The 17567-nt window shown below is 43.6% G+C and carries 15 protein-coding genes; all 15 read right to left on the reverse strand.

The window, feature by feature from the left end; translation table 11 throughout:
• Positions 1-10: 10 nt before the first annotated feature.
• The 15 genes from BV11031_RS10325 to bshC all read right to left on the reverse strand — a co-directional run bounded on the left by BV11031_RS10325 (position 11) and on the right by bshC (position 17565).
• A complete protein-coding gene (locus BV11031_RS10325; protein WP_010328067.1) occupies positions 11-718 on the reverse strand; it encodes a DUF881 domain-containing protein in 708 nt (235 codons plus the stop codon).
• Positions 719-741: 23 nt separating this feature from the next.
• Entirely contained in the window at positions 742-1437 is a 696-nt protein-coding gene (locus tag BV11031_RS10330) for a DUF881 domain-containing protein (protein WP_129550753.1), read from the reverse strand.
• Positions 1434-2225, reverse strand: a complete 792-nt coding sequence (locus BV11031_RS10335; protein ID WP_010328065.1) for a cell division protein FtsQ/DivIB — start codon at positions 2223-2225, stop codon at positions 1434-1436. Before BV11031_RS10335 ends, BV11031_RS10330 begins: the two co-directional genes overlap by 4 nt.
• Positions 2226-2354: 129 nt before the next feature.
• Entirely contained in the window at positions 2355-3266 is a 912-nt protein-coding gene (murB, locus tag BV11031_RS10340; RefSeq protein WP_010328064.1) for a UDP-N-acetylmuramate dehydrogenase, read from the reverse strand.
• Positions 3267-3296: 30 nt separating this feature from the next.
• Entirely contained in the window at positions 3297-4388 is a 1092-nt protein-coding gene (gene murG, locus BV11031_RS10345) for an undecaprenyldiphospho-muramoylpentapeptide beta-N-acetylglucosaminyltransferase (RefSeq protein ID WP_010328063.1), read from the reverse strand.
• A gap of 120 nt (positions 4389-4508) precedes the next feature.
• Complete coding sequence (spoVE, locus tag BV11031_RS10350) at positions 4509-5609, reverse strand: stage V sporulation protein E (RefSeq protein WP_010328062.1); 1101 nt, start codon at positions 5607-5609, stop codon at positions 4509-4511.
• Positions 5610-5669: 60 nt separating this feature from the next.
• Positions 5670-7025, reverse strand: a complete 1356-nt coding sequence (murD, locus tag BV11031_RS10355; protein ID WP_010328061.1) for a UDP-N-acetylmuramoyl-L-alanine--D-glutamate ligase — start codon at positions 7023-7025, stop codon at positions 5670-5672.
• Entirely contained in the window at positions 7026-8000 is a 975-nt protein-coding gene (gene mraY / locus BV11031_RS10360; RefSeq protein ID WP_010328060.1) for a phospho-N-acetylmuramoyl-pentapeptide-transferase, read from the reverse strand.
• 110 nt (positions 8001-8110) lie between these two features.
• Positions 8111-9595, reverse strand: coding sequence for a UDP-N-acetylmuramoyl-L-alanyl-D-glutamate--2,6-diaminopimelate ligase (locus BV11031_RS10365; RefSeq protein ID WP_010328058.1), 1485 nt, complete (start codon positions 9593-9595; stop codon positions 8111-8113).
• A 174-nt stretch (positions 9596-9769) separates the two neighbouring features.
• On the reverse strand, positions 9770-11710 hold the full coding sequence (locus BV11031_RS10370) for a stage V sporulation protein D (RefSeq protein ID WP_010328057.1): 1941 nt from the start codon (positions 11708-11710) through the stop codon (positions 9770-9772).
• Between the two features lie 133 nt (positions 11711-11843).
• Entirely contained in the window at positions 11844-13985 is a 2142-nt protein-coding gene (pbpB, locus tag BV11031_RS10375; RefSeq protein ID WP_010328056.1) for a penicillin-binding protein 2B, read from the reverse strand.
• A 5-nt stretch (positions 13986-13990) separates the two neighbouring features.
• Positions 13991-14344 carry a cell division protein FtsL gene (gene ftsL / locus BV11031_RS10380; protein ID WP_010328055.1) on the reverse strand — a complete coding sequence of 118 codons (354 nt, stop codon included), beginning with the start codon at positions 14342-14344 and terminating at the stop codon, positions 13991-13993.
• Positions 14345-14383: 39 nt separating this feature from the next.
• Complete coding sequence (gene rsmH, locus BV11031_RS10385) at positions 14384-15319, reverse strand: 16S rRNA (cytosine(1402)-N(4))-methyltransferase RsmH (RefSeq protein WP_010328054.1); 936 nt, start codon at positions 15317-15319, stop codon at positions 14384-14386.
• 69 nt (positions 15320-15388) lie between these two features.
• On the reverse strand, positions 15389-15820 hold the full coding sequence (gene mraZ / locus BV11031_RS10390) for a division/cell wall cluster transcriptional repressor MraZ (protein WP_010328053.1): 432 nt from the start codon (positions 15818-15820) through the stop codon (positions 15389-15391).
• 125 nt (positions 15821-15945) lie between these two features.
• Complete coding sequence (gene bshC, locus BV11031_RS10395) at positions 15946-17565, reverse strand: bacillithiol biosynthesis cysteine-adding enzyme BshC (protein WP_010328052.1); 1620 nt, start codon at positions 17563-17565, stop codon at positions 15946-15948.
• Between the last annotated feature and the right edge of the window lie 2 nt (positions 17566-17567).

Below are 17567 nucleotides of genomic sequence, written 5' to 3' on the forward strand. Positions count from 1 at the left end.
CTCCTCCTTTTCAGTCTTTAAGCGGTGTTAGCTGTTGTACATCCAGTGGTCTGTCATATGCTTTTAATGTCAATTCGCTTTCAGATTTGCCGGCTTTTAATGCTAAATTTTCAGATGCAAAGAGATCCTCAAGACCTGATCCCTTCACTCTGCTGTACAGCATGTCCGGATCTTCGGCAAGCACATTTACTGTTAAAGGATAATCGTCAAGGTCGTATCCGTCTATTTTCGTTGTGCCATTTATATCCCTAATGACCGTATGATTCACAACTCTTCGCTCATTAATCGAGATATGCTCTGCACCAAAGGAGTTAAGTTCATTGATCAGCTTTTTCAGCAAATCCGGAGGCGGATTTTCAATCGGCTCTCCTGTTAAGCTTTCAGAAAAAAGCGGGGATATGGTGATGACAATTCCGCTACCTGTTATATCGGTCATGCCGGCTGTTTTTTTTAAGGTTTGCAGTGTATTATTAAGCGCGGTTTCTTTTGCCATTTCTTTCGTTTGCGAATAGCTATTCAGTAATTTATCATATTTGTTTATTTCATCCAGCAGCTTTTCCTGCTTCTTCTGCTCTGATGTCAGTTCTTCCCTTATATCCCACATATCTCTCGTATCACGGACTTGAGGGCGTTTTAACGAGTTAAACTGAACAGATATCATGAGCCCGAAGATGACCATAAGCACACTGATGCTCATGAAGGAACGCTTTATTTTCAATCTGTTTCACCCGCTTTTTACAGTCATTCCTTCGTTTTCAGAATCGGTTTTATTTGTACGTTTTTCTTTTTTTCTGCAGAAACAGAAATATGATCCATTGACAGCTGATTGATCAAACCGCCTGCTATATTTAATGAAGGCAACAGGACATCAGGATCTCCAATAGCGGATATCGTAAAGGGAGCGGGATGCTGCACTCCGTCTACCGTTACAACAGGACCGTTGCACTTGATATAGGAATCATGTGTCAAACGCTGGCCATTAACAGCAACGGCCGCCGCACCCGAAATATAGAGTTCGTTTACCACTTGAAAGATATGGCTTTCGTGAACGATGTAACTGTTCACATTCTCCCCTTCCGGTATGTAGGACGCATCTTCCAAGGTCACCTGAACACCCTCTCCCTGCACACCGACTTCCCCAATATACATTCTGTATTTTTCTGTATCTTCCAGGACGTTATAGTATTCCGTCTTTTCTTTCTTCAGCTTTTTCTCTTCCTCACGGACTTTGTTTTGCTTTTGATACAATTCTTTTTCAAGATTTTTATTTTCTTTCTCCTGTTTCAACAGTTCATCTCTCAGCGCATATTCTTTTTTCCACTCTTCCGGCCTAGCCGTGCCTGTCTCGTTTTCTTTGGTCGTTTGAAAAGAAAACGAAATCAAAAAGCCTGCGATCAGCATGATTAATGAAAGAAGGACTGCTGATTTGCCCCTCAATTTTCATCTTCCTTTTTAGCAGCTTTATCATTTTTTCCAAACTCTTCAAAATAGGTGGCAACTTCTAGATGAATAATTCCCTTTTTACTGCTGCTAAGCTGTGAAATGATAGAAGGGTACGTTTTCATTCGGTCTGCGAAGGTTTTTATAGACGCAGTGACAACATAACCGTCGTTCATGTACAATTTAATACGGTTTTCATCCATTTTTACAGGTGTATAGTAAATTTCTGAAATTGACTGACTTAAAGAATCTGACAAGGAATTAAGCTGTTTGGCCATTTGAGACCGTTTTTTCGCGTTAGTCCAATTCACCAAAATCGGCCCGGCATCATCCGGCGTTACTTCGGTTGGCAGAACAGAACCATTTTCAAGCACTTCATAGTACACATTGTTTTTTTGTAAATAAGCAATCGCCTTATATTCTTTGATTTCAATGTTAATTTTATTAGGAAGCGATTTGCTGATCACCGCTTTTTTCACTAATTTATTTTGCTGAATCTTCTCTTCTGTTTTTTTCTTGTCCAAACTCCAAAACTCAGTATCTCCGCTGTTAATATCGGAAAGGTCGATAATTTCCTTTTTGGATACATTCTCATTCCCTGTAACAGAGATTGTTGATACTTTACTGATTGGCGTCTGCAGGTACACGATGATCAACACCATCATAAAAAAGAGCATAATAAAAGAAATGAGACGGCGGTTTGCCTTCTGTTTCCGCTGCTCTTTAATTTTGGGAATCCGTTCTTCAATGTTTACAATTTTTTCTCGGTCATGCCCCGGGTTCATTGCCTGTTCACCTCATTCAAATGAAACAGCTGTTAAAAGTCTGTCTATTCCAAAACAAACGGCATACTATGATGCCGTTTGTCGTTTGCTTACAGTATATCATATGAACAGCTTCAGTCAGAACTTGAATCAGCGATTTTCACCGATGATTTCAACCTCTGTGTGCATATCAATCTCGTATTTTTCACGGATTGTCTTTTTCACATGGTCAATGAGATCAAGCACATCTTTTGCTGATGCGCCGCCCGCATTGACGATGAAGTTTCCGTGCATCTCCGATATCTTTGCACCGCCGATTTGATATCCTTTTAAGCCTGCTTTTTCTACAAGGTTTCCGGCGTGATTCGGAAGCGGGTTTCTGAATATGCTTCCCGCACAAGGGCTTGAATACGGCTGTGTATTTTTTCTGTAGTCTTTATTGCTTTGCATTTGCTGAACGATTGATTCCTTATCCTTCTGCTCCAGTTGCAGAACAGCTTCTAGGCAAACGCCCGGGCGTTTCTTTTGCAATACAGAAGTTCTGTAGCTGAAATCCATCTGCTCATTGGTCAGCCACTCAATCGTACCGTCTTCAAATAAAATATGTGCTTTAACGAGGATTTCGCTCATATCAGAACCGTGAGCGCCGGCATTCATATAAACCGCTCCGCCGACTGATCCTGGAATACCCGCAGCAAATTCCAAACCAGACAGGCCTTTTTTGCTCAATGATGTGGCAAGACGGACCACGGAATAACCGCCTCCGACCGTCACTCGTTCCCCTTCAAGCTTCAGATGGTCAAGACCGGCACCCAGCTTAATCACTACGCCTCTGATTCCCTCATCTAAAACAAGAAGATTCGATCCGCGGCCGATGACTGTCCACTTCACATCATATTTTTTAATAACGTCCATGATATCTTTGACAGCATCTACACTGCTTGGAATCACCAATACATCCGCAGGGCCGCCGATTTTCATCGTTGTATGATTCGCGAGCGGTTCATTTGCAAGGACCTTGCCGACTTCGCGTTCTTTTAATTCCTGTATCACTTTCTCCATCGTAAACCTCCGCATTCCATTGCTTTTCTATTATTTTTTCAATTCTTCGAGTACGTTGTATAAACGGGCAGCCGCGTCAGGAACGCCGAGTGACTTTGTCCGTTCGCTCATTTCCTTTAACGTTTGCTCATTTAGCACAATCCGGTCAAGCGCAGCAATCAGCTTTTCTCCGGTAAGCTCTGTTTCTTTCAGAACAATCGCCGCATCTTGCTGGCCGAGAGATCTCGCATTGACCTCCTGGTGATTCGCTGTTACGTATGGGCTTGGAATCAGCACACTCGGGATTCCAAGAGCAGTAATTTCAGCAATCGTCGTCGCACCGGCTCTGGCCACAATGACATCAATGGCCTTTAAATACTCCGGCATTTGATGAAGAAACGGCTTTGTGACCATATGATCAGCGGCACCTTTGGTTTTCAGCTCACTCATCACTTTTTCATAGTGAACTTCACCGGTAATATACAGCACTTGATAGTTTCTTGTTTTCAGCGCGTCCTGCATATCAATGACAGCACGGTTAATCGGTGCGGCGCCTCGGCTTCCGCCGAAAATTAAGACCGTTTTTTTCTCTTCAGAAAGCCCAAATTCAGCCATTGAACGGCCCGTCTTTATTGAGACGACTTCAGAGGCTCTCGGGTTTCCCGTAAATACAACTTTCTCGTTAGGAAAATGTGATTTTGCTTCTTCAAAACAGATCGCTACTTTATTAACATATTTTGCAAGAAACTTATTCGTGATCCCTGGCAGGCTATTTTGTTCATGGACAATAGTCGGAATTCCCATTTTCGCTGCAGCATAGACAACCGGCCCGCATACGTAACCGCCCGTTCCAATGACGGCATCGGGCTTAAATTCTGCTAAATACGATTTGCTCTTTTTTACACCCTTCAGAAAACGCATCACAGTTTTGACGTTTTCAAATGACAGCTTTCTTTTAAAGCCTGTAATTTCAATTGAACGGAACGGTATATTCTCCCGCTCAACTATTTTTTTCTCCAGCCCGTTTTCTGTTCCGATATATAAAAATTCCACTTCAGGATGACGGCGTTGTACTTCTTTAATAAAAGCAAGTGCAGGATAAATGTGTCCTCCAGTACCGCCTCCGCTTATTGCTATTCGCATATCTCTTCCCCCAGTCTACGTTCTCTATAACATAGCGATAACCCTGTTTTGTTGGACAGGGTTATCGCATCAATTGTTTCCCAGCTTCCTGTTTCATAGGACGCTTAGCAATACATTCCACTAATACCTCGAGTATCGGCTCACGTTCAGCAGAACGCCGACTGCCATCAGCATCAAGGTCAATGAAGAACCTCCATAGCTCAAAAACGGCAGCGTGATGCCTGTTACCGGAATAAGGCCTGTTACTACACCTATATTAATCATGACTTGAATGGCAATCATTGAAATAATGCCGACTGCGACAAAGCTTCCGTACAAATCAGGCGCACCGAGCGCAATTCTGATCCCTCTCCACAGCAGAACGCTGAAGAGGAGCAAAATAAGGGTTCCCCCGATAAAGCCAAGTTCCTCTGACAGTATGGCGAAAATAAAGTCTGTTTGCGGCTCAGGCAAATAAAAGAACTTCTGTCGGCTTTGCCCAAGCCCCATTCCGAACAATCCGCCGGGCCCCACTGCATAAAGCGACTGAATGATTTGGAAACCGCTGCCGAGCGGATCTTCCCATGGATTTAAGTAGGAGGTAATCCGCTTTATCCGATATGGAGCTGATAGGACGAGCCCAACAAATCCGCTGAGTCCGATGAGCCCGAGAAAGACGAAATGGGCGATGCGCGCGCCGGCCACAAAAATCATGACAATACAAGTTCCGACCATTACTGTCCCCGTTCCAAGGTCAGGCTGGCACATGATAATCAAAAAAGCTGAAAACACAATGCCAAGTGCCGGGACAAACCCCCGTTTGAATGATGTTATGTTTTTTTGCTTTTCAGAGAGAAATTTAGCAAGGAATGCAATCATCGCAAGCTTCATAAACTCTGAAGGCTGTATGCTGAATGCTCCGACTCCGATCCAGCTTCTGGAGCCATTCCGCACCATGCCGACGCCTGGTATCAAAACAAGCACCAGGAGGAAAAAGCAGATAACCATCAGTAATTTGGACCATGTCCTCCAAGTCCAATAATCAACATTCATGATAAAAAACATGGCAATGACGCCGATCCCCGCAAACAGAAGCTGCCGTTTCGCGAAAAAGAAAGAGTCGTCAAATTTATAATCCGCCCATACAGCACTCGCACTGTACACCATAATTAATCCGATTGTTAATAATAATAACGTAATGATGACCAATAACAAATCAGGCGATGTTTTTTTAGTAGTCAAAGCAACCGACACCCCAAGCTTAAAGTCATTAGGGCTGCCGATTTACTTCAAGACAAGCCCTTACTTAAGCATATGCACGGCATCTATAAACATGTCACCGCGTTCTTCAAATGTTTTGAATTGATCCCAGCTCGCACACGCAGGTGACAGCAGGATGACATCGCCTTCATTTGAGAGCGCAAACGCCGCAGATACTGCTTGTTCAACATTATCGACACGTTTGACATGTTGTATTCCCATCTCATTGCCGAGCTCCTCGAGTTTCGGTGCTGTCTGGCCAAATGTAAGCACCGCTTTGACATGCTTCATATACGGTTTTAAATCATCAAAACCATTTCCGCGATCCAGTCCGCCCGCAAGCAGAATGACCGGTTTGTCAAATGCTGAAAGCGCCTTGGTTGTCGCCAAAATGTTTGTTGCTTTACTGTCATTATAAAACTTGCGGTCTTTCACTGTTGTGACATATTGTAGACGGTGCTTCACGCCAGTAAAGCTTGTCAGCACCTTTTTGACAGCTTCGTTTGACACTCCTGCCGTTTTCACAACTGCGATGGCAGCTAGAATGTTCTCCATGTTATGAGTCCCGGGCAGCACAACTTCTTCAAGAGGAAGAATAGCTTCTCCGTTGAACATCAACATACCGTCTTTTGCGTAAGCGCCCTTTTCAAGCCTTTTGCTGACTGAAAAAGGAATGATGGCGGCTTTTCCGGCCTCAGCCAGCCGCACGACGGTTTCATCATCCTGGTTGACAACGGCTTTATCTGAAGCAGTCTGATGAAGGTACACTTTCTGTTTCGCTTTTTCATAGTTTTTTCGCGTATGGTGATAATCCAAATGAGCGTCAAATATGTTTAAAATCAAGCTGATTTCCGGTCTGAAAGCGTGTGTTCCCATCAGCTGAAACGATGACAGTTCAGTAACGATCCATTCATCCCCATCAGCATGATAGGCAACCTCACTTGCGACTGTGCCGATGTTTCCGGCAATCAGTGCTTTTTGCGAGTCAGCTTTGAGCATTTCATAAATCAGCGTTGTCGTGGTCGTTTTTCCGTTTGATCCGGTAATCCCGATAAACTTGGCGTTTGTCAGGTAGTAAGCGAGCTCTATTTCCGTCCAAACCGGAATGCCTCTTTTTTCCGCTTCCTGTACCATAATATTTTCATAAGGAATGCCAGGATTTTTGATCAGAACCGTGATTTGATGCTGATCGAACAGAGAAACAGGATGCTCTCCGCAAACAACCTCAATTCCTTTTTCAGAAAGCTTTTGCGCTGGTTCGTTTTCTTCAAAAGGCTTTTGGTCATTGACTGCAACATAAATGCCCTTGTCATGAAGAATAGATGCCGCCGCATACCCGCTTTTCGCAAGTCCCAGGATTAAAAAATGCTGATTCTGTAAAAATTGATCGTTTTCCACTTATAACCACACCTCGATGTAAATTCCTAAAACGGCAAGCAAAAGTCCCGCAGCCCAAAACGTTACGACCACTCTCCATTCAGACCAGCCGACAAGCTCATAATGGTGATGTAATGGACTCATTTTAAAGATTCGTTTACCTGTCGTTTTAAAGCTGATGACCTGCAGAATAACCGATAATGTCTCGATAACGAATACACCGCCGATGATAACCAGCAGGATCTCTAATTTCGTTAAAATAGCAATGGTAACAATGGCTCCTCCCAATGCCAGCGATCCCGTATCTCCCATAAAAACTTTGGCCGGATGAGCATTAAATACGAGGAAGCCCAGCACCGCTCCGACGACGGCAACTGAGAAAATCGCTACGTCATATTGAGACTGATTCCATGCCAGGATGGCAAAGGCGCCAAAAGCAATCGCAGCTGTGCCGGATAATAAACCGTCAAGACCGTCAGTCAGGTTAACTGCATTTGATCCGCCGACAAGCATAAATAGCACCAGGATAAAGTAAGCCCACCCAAGATCAAATGATAAGTCAGTTCCAGGCACGCGAATGTCCGTCGCAAAATTGTAGTAATGGTACACGGCATAAAATACAATCGCAATGATAATTTGTCCGATCAGTTTTTGCTTTGACGTCAATCCAAGGTTGCGCTTCATGACGACCTTGATGTAATCATCTAAAAAGCCAAGCAAACCGTAGCCGAGTGTTACAAATAGAAGCAGCACCATTTCCGGGCTTATTTCTGAAAACTTCTGTGTCATCACAATTGTTGTCACAATAATAGAAAGTATGATCATGACCCCGCCCATTGTCGGCGTCCCTGATTTTTTTTGATGTGATTTCGGTCCTTCTTCTCTAATACTCTGGCCGAATTTTAATCTTCTTAAAAACGGAATAAGAATCGGAGAGAGCAGAACACTAATTAAAAACCCCATTAAAATTGTAAACAGAATGACTTGCTCAAGCATTGTCCTTTTCTCCTCCTGTTTCTTTCAAACGACATACGTAGTTATCATATTCATGATTTTTTTCCATATGAGAAATCTTTTCAAGCTCCATTATTCAATAACACTCTTTCCTATGAATTTGTCTTATTCTTATTGAGTTCGACAATCGCTCTCGCCGCCACTTCAGCATCGTCAAAATCGAAAGTTTTGTTTCCGATCTGCTGATAGGTTTCATGTCCTTTTCCTGCAATGAGGACTACGTCGCCTTTTTTGGCATTGGCAATCGCGAAAAAGATCGCCTGTTCGCGGTTTGCAATGCTATGGTAGTATGCGTTCTCTACTCCGGCTTCCATATCTCTTAAAATCGCGCGAGGATCTTCACTTCTCGGGTTATCTGAAGTAAAAATCGGCTCGTCAGACAGCTCCACAGCGATTTTAGCCATTTTCGGGCGTTTCGACTTATCTCTGTCTCCCCCGCAGCCGACAACGACAAAGAGCTTTCCTTCTGTCATGTCTTTGCATGTTTTCAGGACATTTTCAAGGCTGTCCGGTGTGTGCGCGTAATCAACAATAACCGGAAACTCCTGCTGCTGATTCACCAATTCAAATCGGCCTCTTACACCATGCAATTCTTGAACCGCTTCAGTGATCGTTTCAAACGGTATGCCTGCTGCAATACATGTTGTAACAGCTGCCAGCACGTTATACACGTTAAACTGTCCAACGAGCGACATGGTGATATGTTTAGTGCCTTTGTTGGTCACAAGATCAAAGCTTGTGCCCTGTGCCGTGATCGTGATGTTTTTCGCCATTACATCAGCGTTGTTTTTTATTCCGTATGTAGAAATATGCGCTGCGGTCACCTTTTCAAAATAAGCGCTCGCCTCATCGTCAGCGTTCAGTACGGCACACTTTGGACGTTCATGGTTGAAAGCCCCGCCCAGCTGAGAAAAGAGCAGGCTTTTTGCCTGTCGGTACTCATCCATCGTTTTATGATAGTCCAGATGGTCCTGCGTTAAATTCGTAAACACGGCAATGTCATAATCACAGCCATGAACACGTCCTAAAGACAATGCGTGAGAAGAAACTTCCATGATGGCAGTGTCAACTTGCTTGTCATTCATTTTCTTAAACGTTTTCTGCAGCGTGACGCTTTCAGGTGTCGTGTTTTTAACGGGAAGTGTTTCATCGCCGATTTTCATGTACATGGTGCCGATCAAGCCTGTGCGTTTTCCCGCTTTTTTCAGAATCTCATCAACCATGTGGGTCGTTGATGTTTTTCCGTTTGTGCCAGTTATCCCGATCAGCTGAAGCTTCTTAGTCGGCTGTCCGTAAAACGCATCAGACAGAACGCTGAGCGCCCGCAGTGACTGCCGGACAATAATGACAGGCACATCCACATCAAGCTCTCTTTCTGCCACAATAGCCGCTGCGCCGCTTTCTACTGCTTTTTGGGCAAAATCATGTCCATCCACCGTATACCCTTTTACACATACAAAAAGACTCCCTTTCTTTACTTCCCTGGAGTCCATCTCAATTGAAGTTATTTCAGGGTCTTGTGAGTCGTTTACAGAAGGTTCGGTTGTTAAGTATCGTAGCAGCTTTGTTAGTTTCATCGTATCAAACCTCTCAACATTCTAATTCGTTCTTTTTATCATTGAAGTCACGTCAAATGATGTGATAATGATTTTAAGCATACAGTTCATATTTTAGCGTAAATAAAAGGATACATCCAGCTAATCTTGAAAGATATCAGCATTTTTCTGCAATAAAATAATAGGCAGCCCGAATCAATCGGCTGCCTCCTTTTCATCCTCTTCAGTCAAATAAACTCGTATCTTTGAGCCCTCTTTTACTTTCGTTCCGGCAGCCGGCGATTGTTTCACAATTTTGCTTCCTTTCCCGGAAGCATCCACATTGAGATTCACCAAAATCGACTCAAGATCTGAGACAGACATCCCTACAACATTCGGAACTTCTACTGTTTTTGTGTCGTTCCATTGGTACTTTTTCTCGATTTGATTTTTACGAGGTTTCACACCAAGCTCCGGCAGGCTGTCTCTCATCATATTCCCGACAATAGGCGCTGCAACCGTTCCGCCAAATTGAATCGTGCCTTTCGGGTTATCCACTGCGACATAGACGACAAGACTCGGATCATCAGCCGGAGCGAAACCGATAAATGATACAATGTGGTTGTTTTCAAGGTATTTTCCATCTTTAACCTTTTGTGCCGTTCCCGTTTTACCGCCGACACGATATCCTTCTACAAACGCGTTGCGGCCGGTGCCTTCTGCGACAACACTTTCTAAAGCATAGCGGATTTGTTTGGACGTTCCCTCAGAAATGACTTGTTTCTTTGCGATTGGCGATTGTTTTTTGACCGTTTTTTTCGTTACAGGGTCAATCCATTCCTTTGCGATATAAGGTGTATAAAGCGTTCCTCCGTTTACAGCGGCGGATACGGCTGCAACCTGTTGAATCGGCGTGACGGACACTCCCTGTCCGAAAGCTGTAGTCGCTTGCTCGACCGGGCCTACTCTGTCAAGCGGGAATAAGATTCCTGTTCCTTCACCTTGCAGGTCAATTCCTGTTTTTTGGCCGAAACCAAAGTCTTTAATATATTTAAAAAGCTTATCCTTGCCTAGACGCTCGCCCAATTCAACAAACCCCGGGTTACAGGAATTCTGTACAACTTCTAGAAACGTTTGCAGTCCGTGCCCGCCTTTTTTCCAGCACCGCAGTCTCGCTCCGTCCACTTCCACATGCCCTTTATCAAAAAATTGATCACGTTTCAAATTTACCTTTTGCTCTTCAAGAGCTGCTGCAAGTGTAATAATTTTAAAGGTAGATCCCGGTTCATACGTGCTCCATACCGGCAGATTCCGATTGTAGACGGACGGATCGACTGATTGATAAGCGGCCGGGTCAAAGTCAGGCCTGCTGGACATTCCCAATATTTCTCCGTTTTTCGGATTCATGGCCACTGCAATCATACCGTCTGGATGATATTTAGCTTCAGCGTTATCAAGCTCTCTTTCCAGTATCGTCTGAACCTTTGAATCAACCGTCAGCTTCAGATCAAGCCCGTCCTTAGACGGTGTATAATCGTCCGCTTCATCAGGCATTTTCTTCCCCTTGGCGTCTGTATAAAACTTAACAGAGCCCTTTTCCCCTTTTAAATCATCATCGTAATAAGCTTCCAGACCTAGGAGACCTTGATTGTCAATTCCAGCAAATCCGAGCACATGAGATAAAAAGCTTCCGAACGGGTAATGGCGGATACTGTCCTCCGCAACATACACTCCTTTTAAATCGAGCGCTTTGATTTCTTTCGCCTTTTCATTCGAAATCTTTCTCCCTTCAGGAGTTATCTTTTCGATTGACGCTTTTTTTGTCACATGCTTATATACTTTTTCTTCTGACATGTTTAAAACTGCCGCAAGCTGCTTGCTCGTATTCATCGGGTTTTGGACTTGGCGCGGCACGACGAATACGGTCGGCGCACTTTTGTTTGTTGCGAGCTTCACACCGTTCCGATCCAGGATTTCGCCTCTCTCCGGCTCAAACGGCAAGTTCCTGCTCCAGGAATCTTTTGCTAGCGAAGTCAGTTTTTCCCCCATCACAAACTGAACATACCCCAGCCTTGTATCAATGATCAGAAACACGATCACGCCAAAAAGCAAAACAAATAATAAACGTTTTCTAACCGTTACATTCGAGACGCGCAAGAGACCGTTCACTCCTTATTTAAGCTTGTTTCATTTTATGCCTGAACTTGGACAGGTAGAACGATGCTCCTCTGAAGGTATAAAAAAAGAAAGCCTGCATAATGGGGAAATCCCCAGCAAGCTTTCTTTCTATTTAATCAGGGTTTTTAAACGTCACCTTGATGACGGTTTTGTCTTTTATTTCTTTGTCCTTTTTAACGCTTTGGCTGACAGCGTAGCCTTGTCCGCTTACTTCCATATGAATCCCCGCCAGTTCGCCGTACTGAAGAACCTCTCTTCTCGACCAGCCAGTCATATCAGGCATTTTGATTTTTCCGCCCGTTTTCAGGAAGACCTTCTGATTGGTTAGAACCTCCTCATCCGCTTTCGGATACTGTTCTTTTACAGCGACATCACTGCCGATGACAACCGGTGTGAGATTCTCTTCCTTTGCTTTCTTTTGAGCACCAGCTACCGTTTGATCTGTCAAATCAGGCATCGTCTGCGCTTTTGTTTCTTCTTTATCCGAGTCAGATTTTTCAGTCGGTTCGATGTTCAGGTAGTGCAGGCTGTTTTTCATTGTTGGGTTGAAGATTTCAGAAACTGGGTCTGAACTGCTTTGTCCCGCTTTTAACTGCGGCTGCTGTACAGCAACATAAATCAAAAGCTCAGGATCATCTTTCGGAGCCATACCCATAAACGAAAAGATATAGTTATCTGTTCCGTCCAAATATCCGCCTTTACCTGCTATTTGTGCAGTACCTGTTTTTCCGGCAACATCAAACCCTTCAATTTTATAGGGCTTCCCTGTTCCGATTTTCGATGTAACGACTTCTCCCAAAATATCTCGCACTTTTTTCGCAGTGCTTGCAGAAATTGGAGTTCCGGCTGATTCCGGCTTATTTTGATAGACGGTTTTATCTGAGTCCGGATCAATAATATGGTCAATGACATAAGGTTTCATCATTTTGCCGTCATTTGCTATTGCTGTTGCGGCCTGAAGCTGCTGAATTGGTGTAACAGCAGACGCTTGGCCATATGCGGTTGATGCTTTATCGAATTCATACTTAAAGTTGATTTTACTTGAGACTTCTCCAGGCAAATCAATACCTGTTTTTTGATCCAAATTGAATTTGTGTAAATACTGATTGAGGCGATCGTACCCCAGCTTTTCTTTCGCCAGTTTCGCAAATGCAACATTAGACGATCTTAGGACGCCGTCATGATACGTTGTCGGCCCCCAGCCTACACCCTGATTATGATCCCTCACAGGTTCCCCGCCAACTTCAAACGTACCGGATTTGTATTTTTCATTCGGATTAAACACGTTTTCCTGCATCGCAGCAGCAAGTGTAAAAATCTTCATCGTTGAACCAGGTTCATACGCATATGAAATCAAATCATTATAGTAGTTTGTCACATCGCGTTTGTTCGGATCAAAGCTTGGGCGCTGTCCCATGGCAAGCACTTTGCCCGTTTTCGGATCGACGACTGCGGCCATGATTTTTTTCGGGTTATATTTTTTCGCCACTTTTGTCATGCTGTCTTCCAGAAAGGTTTGAATTTTCTGGTCAATGGTTAAATAAACATTGTCTCCATTTTTTGGCGCTGAAATTTTATTTTTGCTGTTCGGGAGCTCCCAGCCGGATTTGTCGCTTTCATAAGTCACATATCCGTCCTGCTCTTTCAAATACTTATCCAGTACCTTTTCTAGTCCCATCGCGCCGGAAATTTCATTTGTATCTCGATCAACCTCGGCATAGCCGATTAAATTAGATGCAAAAACACCGTTTGGATAGAAACGTTTTGTATCTCGTAAAAATGAAATGCCGGGAAGTTTTAGCTTTTCAATTTTTTTCTTTTGAGAATACGTGATATCCCGCCCCGCTGAACCGAACTCCACTTGTTTTGCATCCTTGTTTAAGATATCAAGGAGGTCAGCTTTGTCCATCTTTATCTCTTTAGACAGCGCTTCCGCCGTTTTTTCTTTGTTTTGAACATGCTGAGGGTGCTTTTTATCAGTGGTCATTTTTTCATCGAGAATAGCGATCAGCTTATACGTCGCTGTGTCCTCTGCAATCACTTTTCCGGTTCGGTCTAAAATCGAGCCGCGGCTTGCTTCGATGGTCCGTTTCTTTTCATGCTGTTCTGTCGCTTTTGTCGCAAGCACTTCACCATTTGCTTTTCCGGTTATTTGAATGTATGCCATTCTCCCCAGGATGACAAAGAAAAAGAGAGCGAAACAAATACTTAGAATCGCCGCTCCTCTATTCATAAATTTATTCTTTTTTGGCATTTGGATCATTCCTGTATGTTTTTCACTTTTTTATCTTTTAAATTCAAGCCGTTTTTTTCCGCAATGTCCATGATGCGCTGCGGTTTGCTTAAATCAGCAACGGTTTTTTCGAGGTCACCAATTTGCTTGTTTTCGGATGAAATTTGCTCCTCAAGTTTTTGTACCTCAATATTGGTTTGATATGCTGCATACGCCTTCGATACGATCAAAAGCGATACGCAGAGCACCACCGAAGCAAAGAGGACAAGAAGCACTTTTTCTCCGAGAGTAATGGAAGCCCTTTTCTTGACAATCACTTTTTTCTCAGGTCTGATCGCATGCCGCTGCTGTTTCTCTTGTTGGTAAGCTAAATTGCTCATAGGCTGATGACCTCCTTTTCATTTTGCCTTCGCGTTTCGTTATTTTCTTTTTTCGGCAATCCGGAGCTTCGCAGAACGGGCCCGATTGTTTTCTTCAAGCTCTTCTTGGGATGCCGTAATCGGTTTACGTGTGATGAGCTTCAGCTCTGGTTCAAACTCTGCCGGTATGACAGGAAGACCCGGAGGAAGTTCTGGAAGCGACGACTTTTCTTTAAAAGTGGTTTTGCAGATTCTATCTTCAAGCGAGTGGAAGGTAATGACTGATACCCTTCCTTCTGGTTTCAGAACCTCAATCGCCTGCTCCAATGCCTCTTCAAACACTTTCAGTTCATCGTTCACGGCAATTCTGATTGCCTGAAACACGCGTTTTGCGGGATGTCCTCCGCTCCTTCTCGCTGGAGCGGGAATCGCGTCTTTTATTAGATCGACCAGTTGGCCCGTAGTTTGAATAGGAGATTTGATTCTTGCCTCCTCAATTTTTCTGGCGATCTGTTTGCTGAACTTCTCTTCGCCGTATTTAAAGAAAATACGGACGAGATCCTCATAGCGCCACTCATTAACGACTTCTTTCGCCGTAAGCGTGGCCGACTGGTCCATCCTCATGTCCAACGGTGCGTCATGATGGTAACTGAATCCGCGTTCCGGTGTATCCAACTGCGGCGAGGACACCCCTAAATCAAATAAAATACCGTCTACTTCTGTAATGCCTTGTTCATTCAAACATTCTTTTAAATACCTGAAATTGCTTTTGATCAGAATGAGCTGCCCTTTATAATTGGACAACGTTTCTTTCGCATGCTGTAACGCCGTATCGTCTTGGTCAAAAGCGATTAAACGCCCCTTCTCGGATAACTGTTGCAATAAGTATGTACTGTGCCCAGCTCCGCCGAGTGTGCAGTCTACATATGTACCGTCCGGTTTAATATTGAGCCCGTCTACGGTTTCACGAAGAAGTACTGTCTTGTGTTGAAACATATTGTGTTGGTCCCACCTTTTATCAGGATGAATTGAAATTATTTGTAGAGTGTTATACACGAAGAATCATTATATATCAAACCCAATCATGTTTTCAGCAATTTCAGCAAATGAATCTTCTTGCTCTTCTGTGTATTGTTCCCAAATTACTTTACTCCACAATTCAATTCGATTAGAAACCCCGATAACAACACATTCTTTTTCCAGTTTGGCGTAATTCAATAGAGATGATGCAATATTTACCCTGCCTTGCTTGTCCAGTTCGCATTCGGTCGCCCCTGAAAAGAAGAAACGGGTAAACGCGCGGGCATCTTTCTTAGTGAGAGGAAGAGCTTTTAGTTTTTCTTCAATTTGTTTCCATTCGTGCATAGGGTAGCCGAAGAGACATTGGTCAAGCCCTCTGGTCAGCACAAACTGCTCGCCAAGGCCATCTCTGAATTTAGCGGGTACGATCATGCGGCCCTTCGCATCGATGGTATGCTGATATTCACCCATAAACATGATCTCTTGCCCCACTTTCTCTCCTTAACTCACCACTATCCACCACTTCTCTCCACAACTTCATTTTACACTGTTTACCCATAAAAAAAAACCCTGAACTAGTCAGGGTTCTTTAAAACTTTATTTCAAAGTTTGACAACTTGATGTTGATTTTGAAAAGAAAATGGCAGATTCTTGAATGAAATGAAGAATTTTGGGCCGTACCTGTTTAAATAATACATGATATTCCAAATTCGCTCTTGCGGCGCAAGCATCGGCTTAATGCTATTTTGGATTCTCTCATAATCCTTTAGGACGCAGCCTTCTTTTTCTTCAATTCGCTTTGTCACTGTCCGCTCTAAGAACTGTAGCTGATCCTGAATAAAAGCGGCATTCTTCAGGAGTAAAGGCTCCATGCTTTGGTCAACCTTTAACGCCTCCTGGCGGACTGTTTTGTGAATCGCTTCAATTTGGTTTTTTGCCTGATCTATGACCGCGGTAAACTCTTCTGGAATCTGGCGCTCAAAGTATGTCTCTCTTTGATTCTCCGTTCCGCGTTCAATCACGTCTTGTAATGAGATATTCCGTTCAAGCAACTTTTTCTCAATATGCCGTTCAAGTATCGTGATGTTCAGCCTTGGCATAACAGGAGGCATGTTGAAGCCCATCACCCGAAAGGCCTGTTTGAGCTCGCCCCAATAGTTGATTTCTCCGGGTCCTGCAATAAAGGCTAAAGTCGGAATGAGATATTCCTGCATTAACGGTCTCGTTACAACATTATTGCTGAAGCGCTCAGGATGTTCTTCTATATGTGTATAAAGTTCATCCATCGTCCATGCGAGATCAAGCTCATTTATGACAAAACGGCCGTTGTCTTTTTCAATTAAAAAACGCTCTTCTTCATATTCATAAAACAGATTCGCCTGCTCTTTTCCGGACTCAATAATGGGTTTGTAGCCAGCTTCACGCATGAAGGCCTGCTGATCTGAAACAGCAAGGGCGAGTTTATCATTTTCCTGAAGAATTTTTTGGAACATGGCCGTTTCCAGCTTTTTAATCCCCGGATCTCCAGAATTTAATAACACCAATCCCTCCTCTTGGAACAGATCCGCGATCAGCAGTTCAAAGAAATCAGTGAATGTAACAGATTCCCTTAAACATCGTTTCACGTTGTCGAGAAGTGCATTCGTATGATCTGTTTCTTCAAAAGCGGCAAATACATCATCGACCCATGCGGCGCATTTTTCCTGATCAAGCGATGTGCTCGCTGCCGAAGATTTCTTCCAATAAGACTGGGCCAGCTTTGTCTTCGCAGGACCATTCTCTCCAGATGTATGGACAAAATTAATCTCATCCAAATCGTGGTCTTCTCCGGCCACCCAAAAAATCGGTATGACAGGCACTTGCAGCTGCTTTTCTTGTTCCTTTGCTAACACAATGATTGAAATGATTTTATGTATAGTATAAAGCGGCCCTGTTAAAAGTCCGGCCTGCTGTCCGCCGACAACAGCGGCACTTGACGGATCCTTCAGCTTCTCAATAGCAGACTGCATGGCACTCGAACCAAATTTATGATGGTAGGAGGATAAGTACGCCGCCAATTCCTCTCTTGCGAAAAACCGGGAGGATAAGTCTTTCAGTCTGTCGCGCCATATGTCCTTATGATGAATGCTGTAATCAAAAAAAGAAGACATTTCTTCTTTGCCATCTATATAGTGCTGTACAAACACGTTCTGATTTTTGATGGAAAGTTCAGTTAGCTGCATCT

The sequence above is a fragment of the Bacillus vallismortis genome, assembly GCF_004116955.1.
Lineage (GTDB): Bacteria > Bacillota > Bacilli > Bacillales > Bacillaceae > Bacillus > Bacillus vallismortis.

Bases quoted from the DNA above. Each gene is read 5' to 3' on its own strand.
- pbpB (WP_010328056.1), bottom strand. From the start codon at position 13,985: ATGCCAAAAAAGAATAAATTTATGAATAGAGGAGCGGCGATTCTAAGT.
- mraY (WP_010328060.1), bottom strand. From the start codon at position 8,000: ATGCTTGAGCAAGTCATTCTGTTTACAATTTTAATGGGGTTTTTAATT.
- BV11031_RS10335 (WP_010328065.1), bottom strand. From the start codon at position 2,225: ATGAACCCGGGGCATGACCGAGAAAAAATTGTAAACATTGAAGAACGG.
- ftsL (WP_010328055.1), bottom strand. From the start codon at position 14,344: ATGAGCAATTTAGCTTACCAACAAGAGAAACAGCAGCGGCATGCGATC.
- BV11031_RS10365 (WP_010328058.1), bottom strand. From the start codon at position 9,595: ATGAAACTAACAAAGCTGCTACGATACTTAACAACCGAACCTTCTGTA.
- murG (WP_010328063.1), bottom strand. From the start codon at position 4,388: ATGCGAATAGCAATAAGCGGAGGCGGTACTGGAGGACACATTTATCCT.
- rsmH (WP_010328054.1), bottom strand. From the start codon at position 15,319: ATGTTTCAACACAAGACAGTACTTCTTCGTGAAACCGTAGACGGGCTC.
- mraZ (WP_010328053.1), bottom strand. From the start codon at position 15,820: ATGTTTATGGGTGAATATCAGCATACCATCGATGCGAAGGGCCGCATG.
- bshC (WP_010328052.1), bottom strand. From the start codon at position 17,565: ATGCAGCTAACTGAACTTTCCATCAAAAATCAGAACGTGTTTGTACAG.
- murB (WP_010328064.1), bottom strand. From the start codon at position 3,266: ATGGAGAAAGTGATACAGGAATTAAAAGAACGCGAAGTCGGCAAGGTC.